The 22,650-nt window shown below is 36.2% G+C and carries 18 protein-coding genes; 3 read left to right on the plus strand and 15 right to left on the minus strand.

All coding sequences use genetic code 11. The annotated features are described in order from the left end of the window. Positions 1 to 47 precede the first annotated feature (47 nt). The 4 genes from AC1DMU_RS10455 to AC1DMU_RS10470 form a co-directional block, all read right to left on the minus strand. Positions 48 to 2,693 (minus strand): YhgE/Pip domain-containing protein, encoded by a 2,646-nt coding sequence (locus AC1DMU_RS10455; protein ID WP_088062386.1) that lies wholly within the window; start codon positions 2,691 to 2,693, stop codon positions 48 to 50. Positions 2,694 to 2,907: 214 nt separating this feature from the next. Continuing rightward, positions 2,908 to 3,480: a TetR/AcrR family transcriptional regulator gene (locus AC1DMU_RS10460; RefSeq protein WP_000963378.1), complete on the minus strand. Its 573-nt coding sequence runs from the start codon at positions 3,478 to 3,480 to the stop codon at positions 2,908 to 2,910. A gap of 214 nt (positions 3,481 to 3,694) precedes the next feature. Further along, on the minus strand, positions 3,695 to 5,593 hold the full coding sequence (locus AC1DMU_RS10465) for a M56 family metallopeptidase (RefSeq protein WP_142291691.1): 1,899 nt from the start codon (positions 5,591 to 5,593) through the stop codon (positions 3,695 to 3,697). Between the two features lie 2 nt (positions 5,594 to 5,595). Beyond that, positions 5,596 to 5,997: a BlaI/MecI/CopY family transcriptional regulator gene (locus tag AC1DMU_RS10470; protein WP_000184503.1), complete on the minus strand. Its 402-nt coding sequence runs from the start codon at positions 5,995 to 5,997 to the stop codon at positions 5,596 to 5,598. A gap of 228 nt (positions 5,998 to 6,225) precedes the next feature. On the opposite strand from AC1DMU_RS10470, the gene AC1DMU_RS10475 reads away from it, so the two are divergent. Next, complete coding sequence (locus AC1DMU_RS10475; RefSeq protein ID WP_088062383.1) at positions 6,226 to 7,080, plus strand: hypothetical protein; 855 nt, start codon at positions 6,226 to 6,228, stop codon at positions 7,078 to 7,080. A gap of 113 nt (positions 7,081 to 7,193) precedes the next feature. Here the strand turns inward: AC1DMU_RS10475 and AC1DMU_RS10480 are convergent, their stop codons facing one another. Together AC1DMU_RS10480 and AC1DMU_RS10485 are read right to left on the minus strand one after the other, a co-directional pair. After that, positions 7,194 to 7,493: a hypothetical protein gene (locus AC1DMU_RS10480; protein WP_088062381.1), complete on the minus strand. Its 300-nt coding sequence runs from the start codon at positions 7,491 to 7,493 to the stop codon at positions 7,194 to 7,196. A gap of 137 nt (positions 7,494 to 7,630) precedes the next feature. Further along, on the minus strand, positions 7,631 to 9,997 hold the full coding sequence (locus AC1DMU_RS10485; protein ID WP_088062380.1) for a DUF6359 domain-containing protein: 2,367 nt from the start codon (positions 9,995 to 9,997) through the stop codon (positions 7,631 to 7,633). Positions 9,998 to 10,238: 241 nt separating this feature from the next. Here AC1DMU_RS10485 and AC1DMU_RS10490 point away from each other — a divergent pair, with 241 nt between their 5' ends. Continuing rightward, positions 10,239 to 11,591, plus strand: coding sequence for a DUF4026 domain-containing protein (locus AC1DMU_RS10490; RefSeq protein ID WP_060489232.1), 1,353 nt, complete (start codon positions 10,239 to 10,241; stop codon positions 11,589 to 11,591). Positions 11,592 to 11,634: 43 nt separating this feature from the next. On the opposite strand, the gene hemY is transcribed toward AC1DMU_RS10490, so the two are convergent. From hemY to AC1DMU_RS10510, 4 genes are all read right to left on the minus strand, one after another. Beyond that, the gene (hemY, locus tag AC1DMU_RS10495) at positions 11,635 to 13,056 is read right to left on the minus strand and encodes a protoporphyrinogen oxidase (protein ID WP_088062378.1); all 1,422 of its coding nucleotides are present in this window, start codon (positions 13,054 to 13,056) and stop codon (positions 11,635 to 11,637) included. A 19-nt stretch (positions 13,057 to 13,075) separates the two neighbouring features. Then, entirely contained in the window at positions 13,076 to 14,011 is a 936-nt protein-coding gene (hemH, locus tag AC1DMU_RS10500; RefSeq protein WP_088062376.1) for a ferrochelatase, read from the minus strand. Positions 14,012 to 14,025: 14 nt separating this feature from the next. Next, positions 14,026 to 15,072 carry a uroporphyrinogen decarboxylase gene (gene hemE / locus AC1DMU_RS10505; RefSeq protein WP_088062374.1) on the minus strand — a complete coding sequence of 349 codons (1,047 nt, stop codon included), beginning with the start codon at positions 15,070 to 15,072 and terminating at the stop codon, positions 14,026 to 14,028. A gap of 189 nt (positions 15,073 to 15,261) precedes the next feature. Then, entirely contained in the window at positions 15,262 to 17,379 is a 2,118-nt protein-coding gene (locus AC1DMU_RS10510; protein ID WP_088062371.1) for a transglycosylase domain-containing protein, read from the minus strand. 127 nt (positions 17,380 to 17,506) lie between these two features. Between AC1DMU_RS10510 and hmoB the strand changes: the two genes are divergently transcribed. Further along, on the plus strand, positions 17,507 to 18,010 hold the full coding sequence (gene hmoB, locus AC1DMU_RS10515; protein ID WP_000644084.1) for a heme-degrading monooxygenase HmoB: 504 nt from the start codon (positions 17,507 to 17,509) through the stop codon (positions 18,008 to 18,010). A 109-nt stretch (positions 18,011 to 18,119) separates the two neighbouring features. On the opposite strand, the gene AC1DMU_RS10520 is transcribed toward hmoB, so the two are convergent. The 5 genes from AC1DMU_RS10520 to AC1DMU_RS10540 form a co-directional block, all read right to left on the minus strand. After that, positions 18,120 to 19,538, minus strand: a complete 1,419-nt coding sequence (locus AC1DMU_RS10520) for a PH domain-containing protein (protein ID WP_088062369.1) — start codon at positions 19,536 to 19,538, stop codon at positions 18,120 to 18,122. After that, entirely contained in the window at positions 19,531 to 20,007 is a 477-nt protein-coding gene (locus AC1DMU_RS10525) for a PH domain-containing protein (protein WP_001182715.1), read from the minus strand. The genes AC1DMU_RS10520 and AC1DMU_RS10525 overlap by 8 nt, the downstream gene beginning before the upstream one ends. Positions 20,008 to 20,226: 219 nt before the next feature. Further along, positions 20,227 to 20,523 carry a protoporphyrinogen oxidase gene (locus AC1DMU_RS10530; protein WP_088062367.1) on the minus strand — a complete coding sequence of 99 codons (297 nt, stop codon included), beginning with the start codon at positions 20,521 to 20,523 and terminating at the stop codon, positions 20,227 to 20,229. A 249-nt stretch (positions 20,524 to 20,772) separates the two neighbouring features. Continuing rightward, positions 20,773 to 21,621, minus strand: coding sequence for a hypothetical protein (locus AC1DMU_RS10535; protein ID WP_088062365.1), 849 nt, complete (start codon positions 21,619 to 21,621; stop codon positions 20,773 to 20,775). A gap of 763 nt (positions 21,622 to 22,384) precedes the next feature. Beyond that, positions 22,385 to 22,650: LPXTG cell wall anchor domain-containing protein (locus tag AC1DMU_RS10540; RefSeq protein ID WP_476941496.1), on the minus strand; the 266-nt coding region annotated here is incomplete at its 5' end.

Below are 22,650 nucleotides of genomic sequence, written 5' to 3' on the forward strand. Positions count from 1 at the left end.
AAGATACCCTACATTAAAATAAAAAAGCACCGAAAAGGTGCTTTTTTCTATGCTTCAATCGATTGGTTTTCCGCAATATTTCTAAATTGTCGTTTGTGCATCCAAGTTAAGGATGCGATTGTTCCAAGTGATAATACCACGATGAAAATCATGAGTACTCCTATGTTTTGCCACATGAAGTTAAAGTCTCCACTTGATACGACTGCTTTCAATCCTGATACAGAGTATGTCATCGGTAACCAAGCATTGAATGGCTGTAAAAACTTCGGAATCAATTCTAGTGGGAATGTCCCAGCACTTGTTGTAAGCTGAATGATTAATGTGATGATGGCGATGAAACGCCCTGCATCACCGAATGCTGTTACTAAACATTGAATTAATGCGATAAACGCTAAACTTGTAACGATGCTAAAGATTATGAAATACGGAATACTTTGTACTTCTACACCTAATCCGAATAGTAATATAATATCTGCTACTACCGCTTGAATAATACCGACTGATAGTAACACGCCGAACTTACTAATAAACCAACTAAATCCTGATTTAGGAACACCAACTGTATCACGTAATGGATATACGATAGATAAGAGTAATGCTCCAACAAATAAACCGAGTGATAAGAAATACGGTGTAAATCCAGTTCCGTAGTTAGGAACTTCCGCCATTTTCTCCGTCTTCACTTTTACAGGACTTGCAAACATATCGTACGTTTTATCGGTTCCTTTTACTTCACCAGTTTTCTCTGCTCCTTCGCCAAGTTTCTCAGCAAGTTCACCTGAACCATCGTTTACTTTTACGAGACCATCTGTTACTTTTCCTGATCCGTCTGCTAGTTTATTTACGCCGTCGATTAGCTGGGTTGAGCCTGTTGACATTTTATTTAGACCACCATTTAGAGTACCTAAGCCAGTTGTTACTTGATTAGATCCATCTGCTAATTGATTTACTCCACCTGCCATTTGATTTGCTCCTACAGATAGTGTTCCTAAGCCGCCTGTCACTTGGCTTGAGCCATCTGCTAATTGATTTACTCCACCTGCCATTTGGTTTGCTCCTGCAGATAATGTTCCTAAGCCTTCTGTTACCTTTCCAGATCCATCAAACAATTGATTTACCCCATCAATTAATGGTCCTGACCCGTTTTTTAATCTATCTGCACCTACTTTAGCATTACCTAATCCTTCACCTAATCCATGAAACTTACTTACAAATTCGTTTTGTGCATTCGTTAATTTTTTAATACCACTCGTTAAATTCCCTACATCTTCCGGATTCGGCATTTTGCTTTGCATCCCACTTGTCTTTTCACTGATTTCACCTTTTAATTGTCTTACTTCTTCATTTAATTTATTTGTTCCACCTGCTACTCCGGCAGCTTTTTGCTGAACTGTCGTTGTACTTTTTACGGCATTTGTTATGAATGGTTGTAACTGCTCTTGATATTCTTTCGGTAAACTTTCAATTTGCTTTTGTAAATTCGCTACATCTTGCGCTGCATTTTTTGCATCTCCTGCTATTGATTGCGTAAATTCATTTAACTGATTTACATTCGCCCCAGCACCATCTATTTTCTCATTTACTGTATTCAATATAGCAGGAACTTTCAACTGCATTTCCCCTAATCCTGCAACAGAGTTTTGTACTTTATTATTTAACTCCTGCAAACCCTTTTGAATCTCTTGAGAACCTTTCTCTAATTGACTTTGACCTCCCGCAAGTTTTTCCATACCATTTGATAGTTCAGTTGTTCCTGTTTTTAATTCACCTGTTTTACTTACCAATATGCTCAAACCGTTCGTTACTTTCTCAGATCCATCACGCAATTCACCAATTCCTTTTTGCATTTCACCCGTTTTGCTATTTAACATATTTAAACCGTTCGTTACTTTTCCGGAGCCATCCACTAATTTTCCGATACCTATTTGCATCTCACCTGTTTTGCCATTTAACGTATTTAAACCTGCTGTTACTTTTCCTGACCCATCTACTAATTTATTAGATCCATCTGCTAATTTCTGAGCTCCATCCTTCATCTCCCCAGACTTCCCTTGAAGTGTATGAAGGCCATCTGTCACTTTACTTGAACCATCATGCAGCTCACTTGATCCGTCGTGTAGTTTACTTGCTCCTTCCGCCCCATCTGCTAATCCTTTTGAGACGTCTTGAATGGAATCAAACATTTTCTCTGCATATGTTTTCGTTAACGTACTTGATACTTCACCTTTAATTTTTTCAATGGCTGTTCCGCCAATTTGTGAAGATAAGAAGTTTAAGCTTTCGTTTGGAATGTATTCTAAGTTTAATGGTTTTGGATCATCTTTTAATAACGTTGTAGCGTTACTTGAGAAGTCATTTGGAATGCGTACTAGCATGTAATACTTTCTACCTTCCATTCCTTTTTTCGCTTCTTTTTCACTTACAAATTCCCATTTGAAACTTGTATTATCTTTTAAGTTATCAACGAGCCCTTTTCCAACCTCAATTGGTTTCCCATCAAATACTGCACCTTTATCTAAATTGACTACCGCCACTGGCAAATCATCTAACTGTTTATACGGATCCCAAAAGGCCCATAAAAACATACCTGCATATAAAATTGGCACGAATAAAACCGCGATAATTGGAATTAATATTTTTTTACTTTTTATAATTTCAGTAAACTCTTTACGAAGTAACTGATTCCATTTCATCATTTCTCCCCCTTTTCTAAATGACTAAATTGTCCATTTGGTCATTTTCTCCCAAATAAAAAGGCTATACCTATTCATACATATGCCTTATCCCCGAATTTATACTATGCAACTGTTTCTTAATACGAAGTGAATATTTCTATTATCCCTCCTAAAATAAATATATGACCAAATTGTTCAAATGGTCACTTTTTATAATAATAAAAGGATTATCTTAGTTTGACAATCCTTTTAATAAATAAAGTTCAAATAATTCTGCGATTTTTTCTTTTTCTAGCGGTTCATGATTTTTTTCCCAATCAAAAATAAGCGATACGTATAAGCGAAGCATAATAAATGCTGTAATTTCTGGATCACATTTGCTAATCTCACCTTTTTCAATCGCAATCTTTAAATACGATTGAATGACAGAAACGATTTCCACATCTACTTGTTGCATCACTTCTTGTACTTCTTTCGTTCCCATATCACGCTCTTCTTGAATTAACTTAATCATGAGCTGATGTTCTTTTCTGAATTCTAATATGCTATATAATGCTCTATGTACATTTTCAAAAAATGAAACATCTGAACGAATTGCATTTTCTGCAACTTGCTTCATTTCTGTAATTAAATTAGAAATAATCTCACCAAATAGCTCTTCTTTATTTTTGAAAAAAGTATAAATCGTTCCTTTTCCTACATTCGCTAACTTCGCTACTTGATCCATCGTTGTTGCTTTATAACCGAACGCTGAAAAAGACTTTGTTGCAGCTTCAATAATAGAACGTTTTCGATCTATCGCCACATCGTCACCTCCAAAAATGACCAATTGGATAATATAGTCAATCAGTACATCTTTGATATTACCACACGCTTACATTGTATACAAGTTCTCTTTTTTATTATTTCCAGTATAAAAAAATTCCAGTCAAGTTATACCATACTGTCCATAGTTTATCAGAAGAAAAGAGAAAAGGAAAAGGTGTTCTAGAGATATACGTCTCAAGAACACCTTTTTATTATTTCAACATAGAAAGCATAACCTTCTCTAACTCTTCTTTATTTACATTTTTATCAAATACTGCTTCTCCTGGATCCTCTAAACTATGATTAATAATGACAATTTGATACGCACTATCTTTCCCTTTCGCAGGAACAATCATCTTCATACCTTGTAAATTACTATCCGAGTTATGAGTCGCATAGAATATTTGATTACCTTCTAATTCGTACTGTTCAATGTTTTCTTCTACAACAAATAAAGCATGAAACGGATCTTTACTCTCTCCGAATACTTGTGATTGATAAGTTGTATAGTTTCCTTTTCCGTTTGTATACTCTAATTCAATAATTAACTCAGGTCTTCTCTTAATAAAATAACCTACATTTTCATCCTTCAGATTGTATCCTTCAATTGTGTACGTTGGCTTCTTAATTTGAAAATCAACATGTTGCTGCGCTTCCTTTACCGTGTAATTTATAGATTCGTGCACTTTGTCATCAAATGGTTTTGATTGATCGTAAAGTGCATATAATTTGTCACGATCGTCTTTTGTTAAACGCTCTTCTTCAAAATATGATGTATCGGATTCATAATTTCCTGTAGTACCCTTTTTCTGTATATTAAGAATGTCTTTATACAATTTTATGTACTGTTCGAACTCATCTTTCGTTAAAGCCTTTTCAGCTAAATATAAATAATCTGTCTTTTTTTCATATACCCTGTTTGAATAGCTGAATTCTTTCCTCGCATTTTCTTCTGTACCAAACAGCATATCTACAGCATTTTGGAAAGCATCCTTTGACTGCTCTACTTTATCCTCTTGTTTTTCTTTCCCTTCCGCTGCACGTGCGTTGAATAAAGAAAGAGATGCAATAGCAACTATAACAATAATCCCAAGTAAAGAAAGACGATACGATTTCTTTTGGAACTTTTTAATCATAACGATTCTCCTTTTTAATGTTCGTTTATTTCTACTTAAATTTGCTAGGCTTGGTACTTGATAGGAATAATGTTCTAGGAGGGTAATAATTGTATGACCGTATGCAATTTGCTCCTCTTTATCTATAAACGTAAGCGCATATGCATCACAAGCTAATTCTTGATCTTCTCGCATACAAAAATAGGCGTACCAAAGAATCGGATTGAACCAATTTAATAGGATTAAACTGTACATAATCCAATTTACAGCTACGTCGTTTCTCTTAATATGAGCTAACTCATGGTAAAAGACATATTGTAATTGTTGCTCATTTAATACTTTCATATGTTTTTTTGATAGTAATACTTTCGGACGGAAGAAACTAAAAACCGTTGGACTTGCAATCTTTCCTGCAAGACGTAATGAAACTGCCTTCTTCATTTTCATAGACTGCTTGCAGCGATTAAACACTGTAGTGACCTGTTCGTCCGTAATATCCGGTTGTTTCTTTATGTAAGAATATAAGCGTCTATTTGTAATAAACGTTATGACTGCTAATATGATCACCCCAGCTAACCAAACATATAGAGCAACTTTGTATAAAGACAATGCAGTCTGTTGTTCCGAACTCACGTTTACTTCAGGTTCACTATTTTTTGTCACAGTTTCAGCATTTTGTTCTAATTCCACTGTATGTTGCATCTCGTCATTCACTGTATTCTCAGGTGAAGGTGTATTTTTCTGAATAACTTCCGACACACTAGAACTATAAGAAAGTAATGAATAAATACTATAAGAACTATCTGGTGACCATGGTAAAAGGAGTCTTATCATTAGTACGATCCACAGCATATATTGCCATCGGGGCGTTAACTTATTTCTAAATAGCACTTTTATACATAGAATAAATCCAACTAATATGCTAGCCATAAGTGACGTTTCTATAAGCCAATCAAAAAAATGAGGAAGGTATACATTTATAAGCATGTCTATCATTGTTATCTATCCTTCCTCTTGTTCTCCTCTGTCTTCTCATCTAAAATGCGTTTCAGTTCATTAATATCTTCTGAAGACAATTTTTCCTCTTTTAAAAAATTAACAAGTAATGGCTTAAACGCTGCGCCGCAAAAACGCTTTAGCAAAGATTTCGTTTCAACTTGCAAATAATTATCTTGTGATACTAACGGATAATAAGCATACATGCGCCCTTTATCTTGATGGTAAGAAACGGCTTCCTTTTGTACTAACCGATTAATTAATGTACGGATTGTTTTCGGTTTCCAGTCCATTGCATCTTCTAGTTCTTCTATAATTTCATTCGCTGTTTGTGGAGAGTTTGACCAAAGTACTTTCATAATTTCTAATTCCGCTTCAGATATTTTAGGTAATTGATTTGTCATAGATATTTCACTCCTCAGTATTACATTTGTAATCTACAATTAAGATTACAAATGTAATACTTAATTGTCAACCATATTTTAGAAAATATAATTTTAGTTAAACCTTACTTAACGACATCAAATTTCCCTTTTTTCAAATAATCAAATAAAAAAACAAGAAAATGTTTACATTTAATAGTAATATAGAAAATAGACAAGTTTATCAAAATAGTGGAGGCTTTTTCAGTCATGATGCGTGCGCTTCGTTTAAATATAAAGCAAGCTTTTTGTAGTCGTATTTCTCTAATTATTATGTTTAGTGGATTCGTTCTTATTTGTATTTATCACTATTACTATGTAATTCGTTATTTAGGAGACGCAGCGAGTGGACCTATTTCAACAGATATAAAATGGATCGGATTTCGCGACAATGAAATGGATGTTTATTTATTATTAATGCCAGTTATTGCGAGTTTCCCCTTTAGTACAAGTTACAATTCGGATAAGTCAGATGGTTTTAAACCGTTTGTGAGTAAGGGGATTTCTTTATTTCCTTATTCAGTAATGAAATATATCGTTACGTTTTTTTGCGGAGGATTTCTTTATACATTTCCATTCATCTTATCGTTATTATTTTGCAAATTAACCATTCCAGACGGAACACCTACGATTGGTTCAGGCATCATAAATGCTGATGGAATGTTCGCAAACCTATATTTCGATGCGCCTCTCACTTACATTACTGTATATATCGGAATTAATTTTTTATTTGCAGGTTTAATGGCCCTTTTAGGACTTGCTGCATCTGTATGGTCACAAAAGGACTATATGGCAATTCTCTTTCCATTCGCAGTTGCCTCCATTCCTTACGTCCTGCTAAATACAATATTTCCTTCAATCGGCGGAGCACCTATTCATTTATATGATCCGAAACAACCATTGCAAGGCATGTCACCGTACATTTTAACGATGCAATGTGCTTTATTCCTTCTCGTTAGCTTATTTATGTATATACAAGGAGTAAAGCGGGATAGAAAAAAATATAGAAGAAGACTCCAAAAAAGAGATCGGTGTAGAAAAGCGCTTCAAGCAATTTCAGACTAAGTGATTGTACGAATAAGAGCGTAATTCCCTAAGTTAGCTTAGAGAATTACGCTCTTATTATCATTTACATTTATCAATCTTATATTTTCAATACTCATATAATCATCTCCCCTTTACGGCGTACCTGCCAATCCCCATAAAATAACGATCGCCGCAAAATAAATCGCTTTAATACCTACAACTGAACATAATAAAATAATTGCATATGTACTTAATTCTCTTCTTGCACCTATTAGAGTAAAAATGACTGCCAAACTAAACGTTACATAGGACAATGCTGTATGTATTAAGTTATATGTAATATCCAAATTTTGAGTAAGTCCTGTTACCTCAGCTACAAATTGAAACATGACGATCGTACTAAAAAAAATTGCAAGCTGATTCATTAGCTTTCCATTTATTTGCGCTGGCATCGTTGCCCTCCTCATAAAGACTAAATATTCAATTAATTTTATCACCAGATTACAAAAAAAGGAATCACCTCTTTATACCATTCTATGACGCTACAAAAACAAAAAAGAACGCTTAGTTACCTAAGCGTTCCCCTAATTTAAGAAGCTTTCTTCAAATCAATTTGAGCAAGTACTGGGTCGTGGTCACTTACACGTCCATGTTCTTTCATAATGTTTGAGTTTAAGTGTACTGGGTCTACAATTGTGTGTGGTGCGATGTTGTTTGTTACTAAAATATGATCTAACACTTGTGCATTTCCTTCATGAATGTACGTGTAGCGGTTCTCTTTCGGCACTGTGTTTAACATATTTTTTAAGTTTGTTCCTTCTAGTGCTTTTAGTGGTTTAGCGAACTCAAAATCGTTCATATCCCCTAACACAACAACTGGTGCATTCGTGTTCTTTTTCTGAATTCCTTGTACAAAGTGATTTACTTCTTGCGCTAACTGAATTCGTTTTTCTTCACTCTTTAATACGAGCGGCTGCACTTTTCCAAATGGCGTTGCATCTCCTATTTTTGAGTTTAAGTGATTTGCAACGACAACAACGTTTTGTCCTTGGAACGTAAATTCTGCTGCAAGCGGTTTACGTGTACTTTCAAATAATGAATTTTCGTCTCCAATACGAACGACATTTTTATCAAGTAACTTCGGTACTGCTGCTAATTTCACGCGTGATGGGTTGTAGAAGAAACCGACGCGAATATTCGCTCCTGGTGCTCCTCCGTCTAGATTATTATTCGGAGCAATTTCTACATACTCATACTTCGGTCCGCGAATTTCTAGAACTGCATCAATGATACGTTTTGCGCTTAACGAAGCATCTGTTGTACCGTCATTAATCGTTCCGTTATTATCTTGCATTTCCTCTACACCGATAATATCTGGCATTTTTAAATTGTATTTAATAGAATACGCTAACGCTTTTACTTTTTCATCTGTTGTTTCTTTTTTATTCGCCGAAAAGTTTTCAATGTTATATGTAGCAACTGTTAACTTATCAAGACGAGGCTGAATATTCGCCCCTACTTGCTTAAATCCACCGTCCACTACAGATGGTAATTCCGTTATTGGCGCAATGCGGAACGAACCGTAATCATATCCTACTACCCCTGTTATATCTCCAGTGAAAGTATCTCCTACTTTTGCTACATAATCGCGAGGTACTTTTACAGAAAGACGCTCTGGGTTTAATTGATTTTCATCTAATAAAGGTGTGCCATATTTCGTTACGACTTTATTTCCGCCATTTTCTACTGTTACATATAAATTTCCGTTTTTCTGAGGTGCAATAATTTTTGGCGTTGGCATCGTAACGCGCATACCTTCTATACTTTCATAAAAATCGATTGCATCTTCATTTGGATCAAATAAACCGAATGCATCATTATCGATAATTTGATCAGGGATTTTCACACCGTTTTCTCCAAGTACAATCGGTGCTGGTAATGGTTGATCGTTTGCGATGACAGCAACACGGCTCGCTTTAATTTCCGTCGTAGTTAAGTCTGTGTCAAACCTTTCTGCATATCCAGGTCCAACATATTCTTCTACTACTCCATCAACTTGAATAAGATCTCCTACTGCTGCATTCGCATCCTTTTTGTACACATACATACCTTCTGAAGTAGCTGGATCATTATCCGGCTGATTATCTTCTATATAAAAACCATTTTTATCAAGCGCTGTTACAACGCCTTCCACATTGTAGACTTTCTTCCCGTTGTAAGGAGAAATATGTGATTTTCCTTGAATATCATGAATACGAACCTGTTCATTGTTTACGATAGTAAATGAAAATGTTGAAATCGCTGAAGCAGTAAGCCCTTCTTTCTCTGCAATTGCTTTAATCACACTATTTTCATTCACTACAATTTGTCCGTTATAACGAACACTCTTGTTTGTAGGGTTAGAGCCATCTAACGTATAGTAGATTGTTGCTCCTTCTGTATTCGTTGTTAATGTTACCGCTGTGCCCTTCGCAACTTCTCCGCTACCAGGCGAAGCTACTACATCGCTAACACGGTTTTGTCCTTCCCCTTGAAACTTATGAGCCGTTACCGATTTTAAACCTGGGCTACTAAAATATAATTCAAGCGTCCCTGTTAAACTAACTTTCTTCCCGATATTTTCAGGATGATCTTTCACGTTTACTGCCGCTCTCACATCACCTTTCGGCAACTGAACAGGCATGATTTTGTCTGGATTCGTTTCATTTGGCGAATCGGCAATTGCTACGTTTGTATCATCAAACTTAGCCGGATCTTTCGTGTATTTAGAAGGACTTTGCGTATATCCAACGATATACCCTTCCACTATCCCCTTCGTTTTCCCTTGCTGTTTAAATACTTGAATTGCTTTTTCTACTGACATAGAAGTCGTTTCTTCTGCTTGTACTAAAGTTCCAGTAAATGAAAGCAATAGTATGAATGATAAAAAGACACTTAACAATTTCTTCACAGCCATTTTCCTCTCCCTATTTCATATTTTCTCAGCATTTCTATCATATCAAATGATTCGTTATATAGAATGATATTTCGACAAGTTTTACAAAAAATTTATTTAATTTACAGGCTTTCAAACTATAATACAAAATAATAATTTTACACCTTCTACGAATGCGCTCTATAATGTTAGAGAGAGAAAACAGAAAATATCGAAAGTTCATTGGCATGTAAAATGGATTCATTTGAATAGGAGTGATTGGATGGAAGTACAAACAGAAACATACCGCGCAGCTATGAATGGAACATTAGAACGTCATTTTTCAGATATGATTGCCGTTATACCTACTAGAATTACAATTGAGCAGTTAAAACAGCGGCTAGAAACTATCTCTACTAAAGTTGATGAGTTAAAAATTGTTTTTAGTGATGAGACAAGCCTTATTGTTGAGTTACATATGGATGAAACAATCATACCGTATGAGCTGCATATTGATGAGGCAAATAACCCAGAAGAATATAAAATGTACAATAGACAAGATTCTACAATCGTAGATCGTCATTTTGAAGATGCTGCTTATGGAACTGAAATTTTCACTCGTACGCTATTTGTAGGCGATGTATTGGACTGCTTTTTCCAGCAGTTACAGTTTTTATGGCACCTCGCTCCAGATTTGTTATTTGTGATCGATTCAAGTGCCGCAATGAAAGTGATATCTAGAAGCTATATTGAATATCACGTTGAAAATGAATTATTACCTGACATTCCTGACTTGTATGTTATTCATTCTGTTTATGAAGACGATAAAGAAGGTGAGCCTACGCAATATTGGTTTCATACACATGGCCTTTTAAGAGCAGGCGTAACAGAAATAGAATTAATTATTCCAAATCGCATTTCGTCCTATTACGGCATTGGTGATCTCTTTCAAACATTTGCTAATAATGCCGTTGAGAATGGACAAGTCCCTATGAATGAGCCTATCGTGATCGCGCATAGTCAGCAAGGTTCTATCCATACAGTAGCTGTTCCGTGGGAAAAGGGATTATCTTATATTGGGCATAAAACGAGTATGGATCAATTATCTTCAATCGAGGATGAAGAAGTGAAACTACAACCAATAGATGCACAAAACGTATTCTTAGGCGGGATGGATGACCGAGATGAATACCATCAATCTCCGTCCGTTCTTTTATTCAAATTTAATACTTCAGAAGAATATATTGAAAGTTTTTTCAAAGAACACGAGGAAGCTACAGGGCTCATGTTCTATAAAACAAATAGTGAAACCGATCGTATGGCTTACAATGCGAAGAATACTTTCGGGTATTTCAGCAATATTTTTCACATTGAACAATCAAATGAAGATTTTCGTTTCCTCGCTAAGTTTGGTGTTTCCTACGAAGAAGGAAAAAGTGAACATATGTGGTTTGAAATGCAAAACATTACGGAAGATTTCATTCAAGGAATACTCATTAATGAACCATATTTTATAAAAGATATGAGTGAGGGAAATAGTTATCAGTTAGAGTTTGAAAACTTAACAGAATGGGTTATTTATGCGGGAGATTCCGTTATAAAGCCAAATAACTTATATATGTTTATTGGTGAATAAGTAACAAAACGCCTTCAATGTGATTGAAGGCGTTTCTTATATTTTATTGTGCGAGTAATTCCGTCTCCATTACTTTCTCCAAATGAGATAGTACACGCTTTGCGGCTTTCTCACCTTGATCAATACAGTCCGGAAGACCAGAACCAGCGTAAGAACTACCTGCCAAGTATATACCTGGCAACTCTTTTTCCATAAATGTTGTGAGTTTCTTCATTCGCTCGTTATGGCCTACTGTATATTGGGGCATCGCTTCTTTCCAGCGACTTACGACTGTAAACTCAGGATCCTCTGTAATATCCATCGTCTTTCGTAAGTCTTCTAGTACGAGCTGAACGAGTTCCTCTTCTGTTTGTTCTACAACTGCTTCATCACCAGCACGACCGACGTAACAACGAAGAAGCGTTTTTCCTTCTGGCGTTGTATGTGGCCATTTTTTATGTGTCCACGTACATGCTGTAATTGTGTAGTCGCTATTTCGAGATACGACAAACCCTGTGCCGTCAATATCGCGCTGAATGGCTGATTGCGGGAAAGCCATTGCCACATTTGCAACTGATGTAGACGGAATGTTGCGGAAGAAACGAAACTGCTTGTACTGCGCGAACATAGATGGCAATACTTTATGTGAGCTTGCCACTACGACCGCGTCCGCTTCTATTTCTTTTCCGTTACTAAGAGTAATCGTGTAAGCATCACCAAGTTTTGTAACTTTTTCAATGCGAGTTCCCTTTATTATCGTACCTTCATGTATCTTTGCTTCGAGAGATTCTACTATAGATTCTAAACCTGTTTTCACTGTTTGGAAGATTCCCTTTTTCGGTTCAGATTTCTCTTTTTTCGGAGCAAGCGTACGCATACCGAGTGAAATACTGCGATGTTTCTGCTCAATTTGATACATTTGCGGGAATGTTGACATTAAGCTCATTTCATCGATATCCCCTGCATAAATACCCGATAGTAATGGTTCTATTAAATTTTCAACCACTTCGTTGCCGAGGCGATGTCTGAAAAACTGCCCGAGTGATTGGTCAGATACTGGCTTTGACCTGGGCATTAACAGATCAAAACCAGCTCTTAGTTTACCAATTGGGGAGAACAGCCTGGAAAATAGAAACGGCGTAATTTGCGTTGGAATTCCCATCATCGATCCGCTCGGCATTTTATGTAACCGATTGTTTACGAGGATAAATGATTGACCGGCCTTATTATTTACAAGTTCATCACCAAGACCTAATTCTCGCGCCAGTCTAGAGGCACTTTCTTTTCGTGCTAAGAAAGAATCCGGTCCGCGTTCAATTGTAAATCCATCTTTTCGAACGGTTTGAATTTTCCCGCCAAGTTTACCCGATGCTTCTATAAGTAATGTATCGATCGGCAAGTTCTTGTCATGAATATCTTTTTGTAAGTTATACATTGTTGTTAATCCTGTGATGCCACCGCCGATGATTACAACTTTTTTCCTCAAGCATGCTCCCCCTTTCTTTTTACAATACAGATTCTTTTTTCTTTAATACAACATCTGTTAAGCAATCAATAAATGCGTCCGATGCATTTGGCATTTCTGGACGATAATATTTCACGCCAATTTCATCTGTCACAACTTTACACTCAAAGTCGTTGTCATATAAAACTTCTAAATGTTCCGCAACAAATCCAACTGGTGCGTATACGAATGAAGTATAACCGTACTTTTCATTTAGTTCTCTCGTTAAATCTTGTACATCTGGACCAATCCAAGGATCTGGTGTGTTTCCTGCACTTTGCCAACCTACTGCATAGTTTGCTACTTCAGCACCTCTTGCGATATAGTCAGCTGTTTCATTTAATTGGTCTGGATATGGATCGCCAAGTGCGATAATTTTTTCTGGTAAGCTATGTGCAGATACGATTAATACTGCTTTTTCACGCTCTGCTTCTGACATACCGTTATATATACCTTTCACTGCATCAACCCAGTACTGGATGAATTTCGGTTCTTTATACCAGCTATCAATGCCGTGAATTGTTAAGTTTCCAAGTTTCTCTGCTTCTTCTTGTGCTCGTCCTACATACGATTTCACGCTAAATGTAGAATAGTGCGGCGCAAGAACAAGTGCGATTGCATCTTGTATACCGTCGTTATGCATATCTTTCACTGCATCTTCAATGAACGGTTCGATATGTTTTAAGCCAAGATACATATGGTACTCTACTTCATCTTGTACTTCATTTAAACGCTGTTCTAACTTTTTAGCTTGCTCTAATGTAATAGTAGCTAAAGGAGAAATACCACCAATTGCACGGTAACGCTCTGTTAAATCTTCTAGCATTTCAGGACTTGGCTTTCTTCCTCTACGAATATGTGTATAGTAACGTTCAATATCTTCTTCTTTATATGGCGTTCCGTATGCCATTACAAGCAAACCAATTTTCTTTTTCATACAGCAATGCTCCTTTACTTCGCTAACTGCCCTTTAGAGTGTTCATGAATAAATGTAGTTAAACGTTTTAATGTATCTGGATTTACTTCTGGGAATACACCGTGTCCTAAGTTAAAGATATAACCTGGCTGCTTCATCCCTTGATCTAAAATACCTTTTACATGTTCTTCAATAACAGACCATGGCGCAAGTAAGAATGACGGGTCCATATTACCTTGTACCGCCTTATGAACACCACGCGTGCGTGCCTCTTCGATCGGTAAGCGCCAATCTAAGCCTACTACATCAAGTGGTAAGTCGTGCCATTCATTTACTAAGTGTGCAGCTCCTACGCCGTGCATAATCATTGGAACACCCATCGGGCGAACTTCTGCAAAAATACGCTCCATTGCTGGTTTAATAAATACGCGGTAATCTGCTACATTTACTGTTCCAACCCAAGAATCGAAAATTTGAACCGCTTTTGCTCCTGCGTTAATTTGCGCTTTTAAATATGTAATAACCATATCTGCTAGCTTATCCATTAAAGCGAACCAAGCTTTCGGCTCTGCATACATGAACGCTTTCGTATTATGGTAATTGCGAGATGGACCGCCTTCAATCATATAGCTCGCTAATGTAAATGGAGCTCCTGAAAAACCGATTAACGGTACGTCTAACATTTCTGTCGTTAATAAACGAATCGTATCTAATATGTACGGTACGTCATCTTCTGGATTGATTTCCCCTAGTTTTTCTACGTCTTGTAAAGAACGGATTGGATTATCAATAACTGGGCCAATACCTGATTTAATTTCTACATCCACACCAATTGCAGGTAGTGGTGACATAATATCTTTATACAGAATTGCTGCGTCTACGTTATATTGATCAACTGGTAACTTTGTAACGTAAGCACATAACTCTGGATTGTGTGTAATTTCAAATAAAGAATACTTTTCTTTTATCTTTCTATATTCCGGCTGCGAACGACCTGCTTGACGCATATACCATGCTGGTACATAATCAGTACGTTCCCCCCTACATGCTTTTAAAAATGTCTCATTTATAGTTCTTACCAAGACCCTTGCTCCCTTCCTTGCCAATGCTTTTGCTCTAAATACGTTCTATTCCGATATTTATCTTTTTTTACTATACAGCTTGTAAAAACAAAATGCATAACATTATGTACGTTGTTCATGAAATTGACACAAACATTCGTAAAACCGCTTACTATTTTCACAACATTCTTATTATAGCACAGAGAAAAACTATGGTTTAGCTACTTTTGACTTTTCTCCTTCACGTTTCGTTTGTGTGTTATATGGTACAACGTAAAAACTCGGTTTTGAAAAGATGTTAACGAACTTTTCCTCATATTCTCCGGCACCATTTACAGTGCCTACATGCGTATGAACTCCGTTTTCCACTCTATAAATACGATACATAATTCTTTCATCTGGAAGTGGTGTCCAGCTTAATTTTGCTTTAAATAAACCGAAAGGGCTGAACGCTAATTTCATTTTCACATCTTCAATCTTGCGCAAACGAATCGGAGCACCGATTGTTTCCACACCTTCTGGTTTCATAAACTGCTCTTTCTGTTCTACATTTGCCTTCGTTAAAATTTTCTTAAATAATTTCGTTGCTGACGCACTTTCTCCTTGCAACTGATGCTCTTTATCCGTACGGTCATAACCAATCCAAACAGCACCTACTAAATTTGGTGTATAGCCGACGAACCACATATCTCTAGCTCCATTATCGTCATTTGGCAAGGAAGTTGTACCTGTTTTCCCAGCTAACGCCCCGCTATATACACCGGCTTTCGCTGTCCCTTCCTTTACAACTCCTTCTAACATTTTCGTCATATACCACGCCGTTTGTTTCGAGAATATTTTCGTTTCTACTTTTGGCGATTCTCCAATAACTGCACCGTGTCTATTTAACACTTTATCAATAACGTGCGGCTCAATAATAGCACCATTTGCTAAAAACGCACGATACATTTTTACAAGATCAAATGGTGAAACACCATTTTTCAATCCGCCAAGCGCTGTACTTAACCCTGCGTCTGCAATATGAACATTTCCTTTCTCTAAATATTGCTTTCCTTCTTCTACCCCTAACTCATTTAATAAAGAAACTGCCGGCACATTTGCTGACTCTAAAATCGCATCGTACATCGTCATTTCTTTCGAATATGAATGGTTATAATTTCGAGGTTCATAGCCTTCAAATGAATTTCTTTCATTCGTCAATAAAGAATACGGATTATACTTTTTCGTTTCGAGTGCTGGTGCATAGACGATAAGTGGTTTTAGCACAGAACCGGGCTGTCTTTTTGCGAAAATACGATTAAAGCCTCTCGGGACGTACTTTCTTCCGCCAATCGCCGCTTTAATTCCGCCCGTACGATTATCCATTAATAAAAAAGCACCTTGTGCCCCCTCTTCTTTCCCAGGGAAATTCCTTGCATCTTGAAACTGGTTATACGCTACCTTTTGAATCTTTTCATCCATCGGTACGACAAACGTATATCCTCCGCGCAGTACTTCTTGATGAGACAATCCGTATAAACGAGCTGCTTCATCTATAACCATATCAATATACGGCATATATGCGAGTTCATTCTCATCTAAGTTTTTGTAAAGAGCAATGGTCTTTCCTTGATAACGTACGCTATCTTCGGCAGTCAAATAGCCTTGTTTATGCATAAGTGACAATACGAGATCACGGCGCTCCTTACTCTTCTCTGGAGAGAAATAAGGTGAATATCCATTTGGTGCCTTCGGAAGACCTGCAAGCATCGCTCCTTCTTCTACTGTTAAATCTTCTACATTTTTATTAAAATACAACTTTGCTGCTGCTTGAATACCGTAAGCCCCATGCCCAAAATAAATATGATTCATATACATTTCAAGAATTTGTTGCTTCGTATATTTTTGCTCTAATTGAAGGGAAATTGCGACTTCCTTCAATTTACGCGTAACTGTTTTTTCACGAGTTAAAAAAACGTTTTTAGCGAGTTGCTGCGTAATCGTACTACCGCCTTCGACCTTCTCTCCAGCTAATGTATCTTTATAAAGAGCACGGAATATAGACGGATAATCAATTCCTTGATGCTCATAAAAACGAGAATCTTCCACCGCAATAAACGCCTGCTGGACATGCTTTGGAATTTGCTCGACTGGTACGAGATCTCTATTTTCTACATATAATTTCGTAATCTCTTTCCCTTTCTGGTCAACGATACGTGATGAAGAGTGGAAAACGAGCTGCTTTTCATCCATCATATAGCCACCAGCTAACACAATAAGTTTATAAAGTACAAGCGCTAATACTAGCGTTGCGAATCCACCTAATAAAGTCCACTTTACTTTCTTCATACATCGGCCTTCTTTCCAAATGATGGTACATTTATTATTTGAAAAAGAAGTATCTTTATGTATATAATCTTCGAAGTTTTTTAAGAGAGTTGATATAATAGAAACAAACCATTAAGGGGGCATTAAAATGAAGGCTATTATTTCATACGAAACACCTCTAGAACAAGCACATTTCACTGCAAAAAATAATGAAAAAGATATGTTTTATAAAGAAAATACAGAAGAATCAGTAGAATCAGCGCTTCAATATGACGTACTAGACGCTGTTGGAGAATTTAAAGGACAACCTGGCTATATCGTTTGTAACAACATTTCTGTAACAGACGAAGGTCGCCCAGTATTTGAAAACCGATTTAAAAACCGAGCAGGCCTTATTGAAAACGAACCCGGTTTCCAAGCAATTCGTGTTCTACGCCCATTAAGTAACGATACATATGTCATCTTAACGATGTGGGAAACGGAGCAAAACTTTAAAGACTGGACAGAATCACGTTCATTCGAAAACGCTCATAAAAAACGCCCTGCACAAGCGGAAGGACAAGCTCAGGCTCAGGCGCATCCACATGCAGAGCAGCAGAAAAGTATCTTCTCTCGTCCGTCATTTGTGACTACTTTTGATGTGTTAGTTTAAGGATTTTTGTACTGTGGTTTCTCCAAGGCTGCGGTACATGAAATTATATCAGCGATTTTTGAAATATATCGACTTATCGACAAATCACGACACAAAAAAGGAAACACCGTTACGCACCGGTGTTTCCTTTTTCTTTATACCAATTATATATGCGAAGTGCGTCTTCTTTTTGCATATGCTTCACTTTATATTTATGTCCCGCTACTGATACGGCAGCTGTACATAACTCGTCTTTCTTTTGAAAATGCGACTGATTGTATCCTACCGCTTGAACATGCCTTCTTCGCATGATCCCCGTATATTTCGCAAGACCACGGTATACCATGACTAACTGATTGTCTCGTATCATATATCCGCCACTTGTATACCGAGCGTATGCAAGTAACGTAAATGCGATAAATAGTGGTATTAGCGTGAATAACGCCATATTTTGTTTGAAATATATACTCGTACCGATGATCGGCAGTGCGAGCACAGCACCTGTAATCCAGCCCATTATTACGTAACGACGTAATGCAGCCTTCGGTAAATAAACGATTTCCTCTTCCATTTCATACGGTAACTGCAAATATGTAAGTAACTGCTGGACATCTTTCTTTTTCATAAAAGGATGTAACATAACTTCATTTCCAGCTGCTTCTATACTTTGAATGACTTCCACTTCGACAGAGCAATAACCGAACGGCTGACGAAGAATGCCTTCTTTCACCGTAATTGCTTGAATGCGGTGTAATTTTAAAACAAACTCTTTCTTATCAAATAACCCTTGCACGATGCGAACTTCATTTCCGTTTCGCTCTATTTTAAAGTTCGCATATTTTAACACATAGCCAGCTGTCGAAACGACCCACGAAACCGCCATTAAAATCGCGGCCATAACGATTAATTCATATACACCGTTATCCATCACATACGCTTCCACTTTATTTATGAGCCATTTTGGAAGAAATTGATTAAACTCTGTGTAAATAAGAAGTAATCCTGAAAACACTAATCCGAATCTACCAGACGTAATGGAAGCTGCTAAAATCTCTTTCATCGTTAACTGATAAATCGTCTTATTTTCTTCTGCCATGGGTACTTCTTCACTCGCAGCGCTTCTTTTTTTATTTAATAAAGCAATCAGTTCCTTCGCTTCATCTTCTTTAATACCAGCTAACATCACTTCCGGCTCACTACCACCGCCTGCTACTTCTATATTTAATTTCGTCAGTCCAAGCACTTGATAAATGATGTTAGAAGACGTACTAATATTTTGCACACGTTCTTTATTTAAGTAACTTTCTTTCTTCACAAAAACGCCGTGTTTAATATGTAAAATATTATTTTCAACCCAATACACTTTGAAATACCATTTTATAGCTGAGAAAATTGCCATAATAAATAATATGGCCAAAAGAACAAGATGAAAAAAATACCAAGGTTTCACTTGACCATCTGATCGAAATAAAACAAGTAAAATAAAAGGCAATAAACCCGCAATTCGAATACCTAATAAAATCGTGATCGGATGTTGCCTCTTATACATCCTCATCACTCACTTTCGCAAGTTCTCCAATTTGTCTTTTCAGCTGCTCTGCTTCTTCCTTCGTTAAGCCTGGAATACTATGAGAAGTTGCCGCTGTTGAAATATGTAATTCTGCTAAATTATACTTTCTCATAATTGGGCCTTGTTCAATCGTTACGTGCTGCACACGCATCATCGGAATAAGTACGCGTTTTACAACGAACATTCCCTTTTGAATCTCAATCTCTTCTTCATTTAATCTGTAACTATAATAACGTTGACGTAAATTTGGAAACACAAAATAATCAAGCGGGATAAATGTAATAGCGCCTGTTACTAGCAAACCAAACAACCAGCCCCACCAGTTAAAATTGATCATAAAAAAGAAATACGCAATTACGACTGCTAGTATAACTGCCGCTCCAATTAAAGCGTGGATTCGCCACACTTTCAGCATATTAGAATGAATCTCCCTTTCTAACGGCTGCATCTCATCACTCCAATTATATGAATTTATTAATTATATATTAGTTGGTATATACATATTTGTAAAATTACCCCACGTTAACGGGCAGTAAAACTCCCAAAAAATTTCAGCTGGAGCAAAGAAGTTAGGTGGGCGATCAACTGCCCGTAAACGTCCGATTGGTTCAACTAATAATCAGTGGGGATGAATCTCCCACTGATTAAAGTTTCACTTTATAGTTTTCTACATCGTATCCATTACTTCTTTAAAATTCCCTTCATTAATCGAATACACTTGAAACTGAATGTAATCTATTTCATTCGTATTCGGACGGGCATATGGCAAAATGTTAAATTTAGAAGCAGATCTTCCTAACATATCTACAATCATTAGAGAAACGTCAATATATTCGAAGTCTACACGGAATACTACCACTTCTCCCGTAAATTCATAATCTTTAATCGCATCATAAGACTTGTTCGCACTAATTAACATTACTTTTAGTAGTTGGTTCAAATTTTCCGGTTTAAAATTAATCATATACGCAGCTCCTTTTTTCAATAAAACACTATGAAAACAGTGTAATCTTATACTTTCATAGCTTTACACATCAATTATATAAAAATAAAGCTAGTTTTTTATATATTTTTTGATATAATTACATACGGGAAACGGGAAGAATTTTGTCTTCCCTTGTGTTTTTATTTGCATCTAGTACTTTTGCTAGATGCTTTTTTTTATGCTAAAAAAGGTACTCTCATATACTTTGAGGATACCTTTTTCATCGATTTAGTGCATTTCAATAATCGTACCATCTTCGAATACTTTGAATACGCCAGTAAATCCTGATCCAGCTGCGCCTTCTATTTTATATGTCGTACGCACTCTAATTTTATAATATTTCTTTCCATTTTCTACTTGTGTATCTTCTAGCGTGTAATCATATTCTTCTTTATATTCATTTTTGATATATTCTTTAGCTTTTTCAAAAGTAAATGCATTTTGATTCTTTCCTGTCTCAGTTTTTTCGTTCTTTTCTGTTGCTACCTTTTGATTCGTTACTACATTTGTTTTTTGTGCCTTCACTGCTGCTTCACTCTTTGCATTTTTTTCTTCTTCATTAATTTTAGTAACTAATCCTACTGCTTTTTTATTATATTCTTCAAGGTTCTTATTATCTTTTGTTTCTGCAACTAACTTATTTAATATCTCTTTCGCTTGTGCATAATTTTTCTTACTTATTAACTCTTCACTTTTCGCCAATTGCTCACTATACTTCTTTTTTTGTTCTAACACAGCTAGTAATGCTGTTCGTTCTTCCTTTGCCTGCTTTATAAGTGTATTATTCCCATCCTTCATGTTCTCTACTTTTTCAAATGACTTGATTGATTCTTCTACCTTTGTTTCTTCTTTTAACTTCACTGCTTCAATCATTATTTTCGTTTGTTCTACAAGCACCATTACATCTGAATCGTCTTGTTTCTCATCTAGCGCTTTTTCAAATGATGATAAGGCATTTTTATATTCTTTATTCGTTAACGCGGTCTTCCCTGCATCCATTTCTTTTTCAAAATTCCCATTACTACATCCAGCTAACATTAAACATGTAATTCCAATTACTGTTAATAACTTCCTCATTCTTTCTCCCCCTATGTGTTCCTAAAACAATAACAGCATATGTATAAAAGTCTATGTAGTAATTAGACTGAAAGTAAATATGTACTGTACATTTCATTTACTATCATTACTTAAAACACCTAAATAGTTGGTATTTGTTTTTCTTCTTTTAAGACAGAAAGGAATTTTAATAATGTGCGTAAAGCTCTCACCAGACTCTTTACTACACACACTCTTATACACATAGAAAAACTCTTTTTAGGTTGCTATTTTTTTAACTTTACATATTCTCGGTTGATTGGATATGAACTTCAAATCGTAATATATCGAAAAGCAAAAGAAAACAAACCGTAACATAAGTTACGTTTTGTAATTGTTTCGTAACACAAATGTAACATATGATTTTTAAACATACAATAGTTTCTTTACATTATTTTCCCCTATCTACATTTTAAGGTGTTAATACAGTGCTAAAACGAGTTTCATCTCCCACCTGCTATTGGACTATCATCCTTTGAATACTTTAGGAAAAAGCCCTCTTTCTTAAAGTACTCAAATTAATTACATAGATAACTCTTTTTTCACCCAAACATTACGAAGGCCTTTAACCTTCTATTTTCACATTAAATATATATAGCTATTTTTGATATAACCATATTAAGAAAATAGGATGAACTTTTTCTTCCTTTTTGTTTCTATTTGCATCGAGTTCTTTTGCTAAATGTTTTTTATGCCAAATAAAAAAGGTATCCTCCAATACTTTGAGGATACCTTTTCATTTTTATTATCTCTGCTGTTTTCTACCTAATACGAGCAATCCAAAACTCATCATAATAAGAAGTGCTCCCATATATGGTTCCACAGGCATTTTCTGTCCTGTCTTCGGTAATTCTTTTTCAGGCTTCTCTGGATTCGTYGTTTCTGGTTTTTCTGGATCCGTTGTTTCTGGTTTTTCTGGATCCGTTGTTTCTGGTTTTTCTGGATCCGTTGTTTCTGGTTTTTCTGGATCCGTYGTTTCTGGTTTTTCTGGATCCGTYGTTTCTGGTTTTT

This window comes from Bacillus sp. 01N45, assembly GCF_056399205.1.

Excerpts from the sequence above, each read along its gene's own strand:
- AC1DMU_RS10475 (WP_088062383.1), top strand. The coding sequence starts at position 6,226 with ATGATGCGTGCGCTTCGTTTAAATATAAAGCAAGCTTTTTGTAGTCGT.
- AC1DMU_RS10520 (WP_088062369.1), bottom strand. The coding sequence starts at position 19,538 with ATGTATAAGAGGCAACATCCGATCACGATTTTATTAGGTATTCGAATT.
- hmoB (WP_000644084.1), top strand. The coding sequence starts at position 17,507 with ATGAAGGCTATTATTTCATACGAAACACCTCTAGAACAAGCACATTTC.
- AC1DMU_RS10465 (WP_142291691.1), bottom strand. The coding sequence starts at position 5,593 with ATGATAGACATGCTTATAAATGTATACCTTCCTCATTTTTTTGATTGG.
- AC1DMU_RS10485 (WP_088062380.1), bottom strand. The coding sequence starts at position 9,997 with ATGGCTGTGAAGAAATTGTTAAGTGTCTTTTTATCATTCATACTATTG.
- hemH (WP_088062376.1), bottom strand. The coding sequence starts at position 14,011 with ATGAAAAAGAAAATTGGTTTGCTTGTAATGGCATACGGAACGCCATAT.
- AC1DMU_RS10480 (WP_088062381.1), bottom strand. The coding sequence starts at position 7,493 with ATGCCAGCGCAAATAAATGGAAAGCTAATGAATCAGCTTGCAATTTTT.
- AC1DMU_RS10490 (WP_060489232.1), top strand. The coding sequence starts at position 10,239 with ATGGAAGTACAAACAGAAACATACCGCGCAGCTATGAATGGAACATTA.
- AC1DMU_RS10510 (WP_088062371.1), bottom strand. The coding sequence starts at position 17,379 with ATGAAGAAAGTAAAGTGGACTTTATTAGGTGGATTCGCAACGCTAGTA.
- AC1DMU_RS10455 (WP_088062386.1), bottom strand. The coding sequence starts at position 2,693 with ATGAAATGGAATCAGTTACTTCGTAAAGAGTTTACTGAAATTATAAAA.
- AC1DMU_RS10470 (WP_000184503.1), bottom strand. The coding sequence starts at position 5,997 with ATGACAAATCAATTACCTAAAATATCTGAAGCGGAATTAGAAATTATG.
- AC1DMU_RS10535 (WP_088062365.1), bottom strand. The coding sequence starts at position 21,621 with ATGAGGAAGTTATTAACAGTAATTGGAATTACATGTTTAATGTTAGCT.
- AC1DMU_RS10525 (WP_001182715.1), bottom strand. The coding sequence starts at position 20,007 with ATGCAGCCGTTAGAAAGGGAGATTCATTCTAATATGCTGAAAGTGTGG.
- AC1DMU_RS10530 (WP_088062367.1), bottom strand. The coding sequence starts at position 20,523 with ATGATTAATTTTAAACCGGAAAATTTGAACCAACTACTAAAAGTAATG.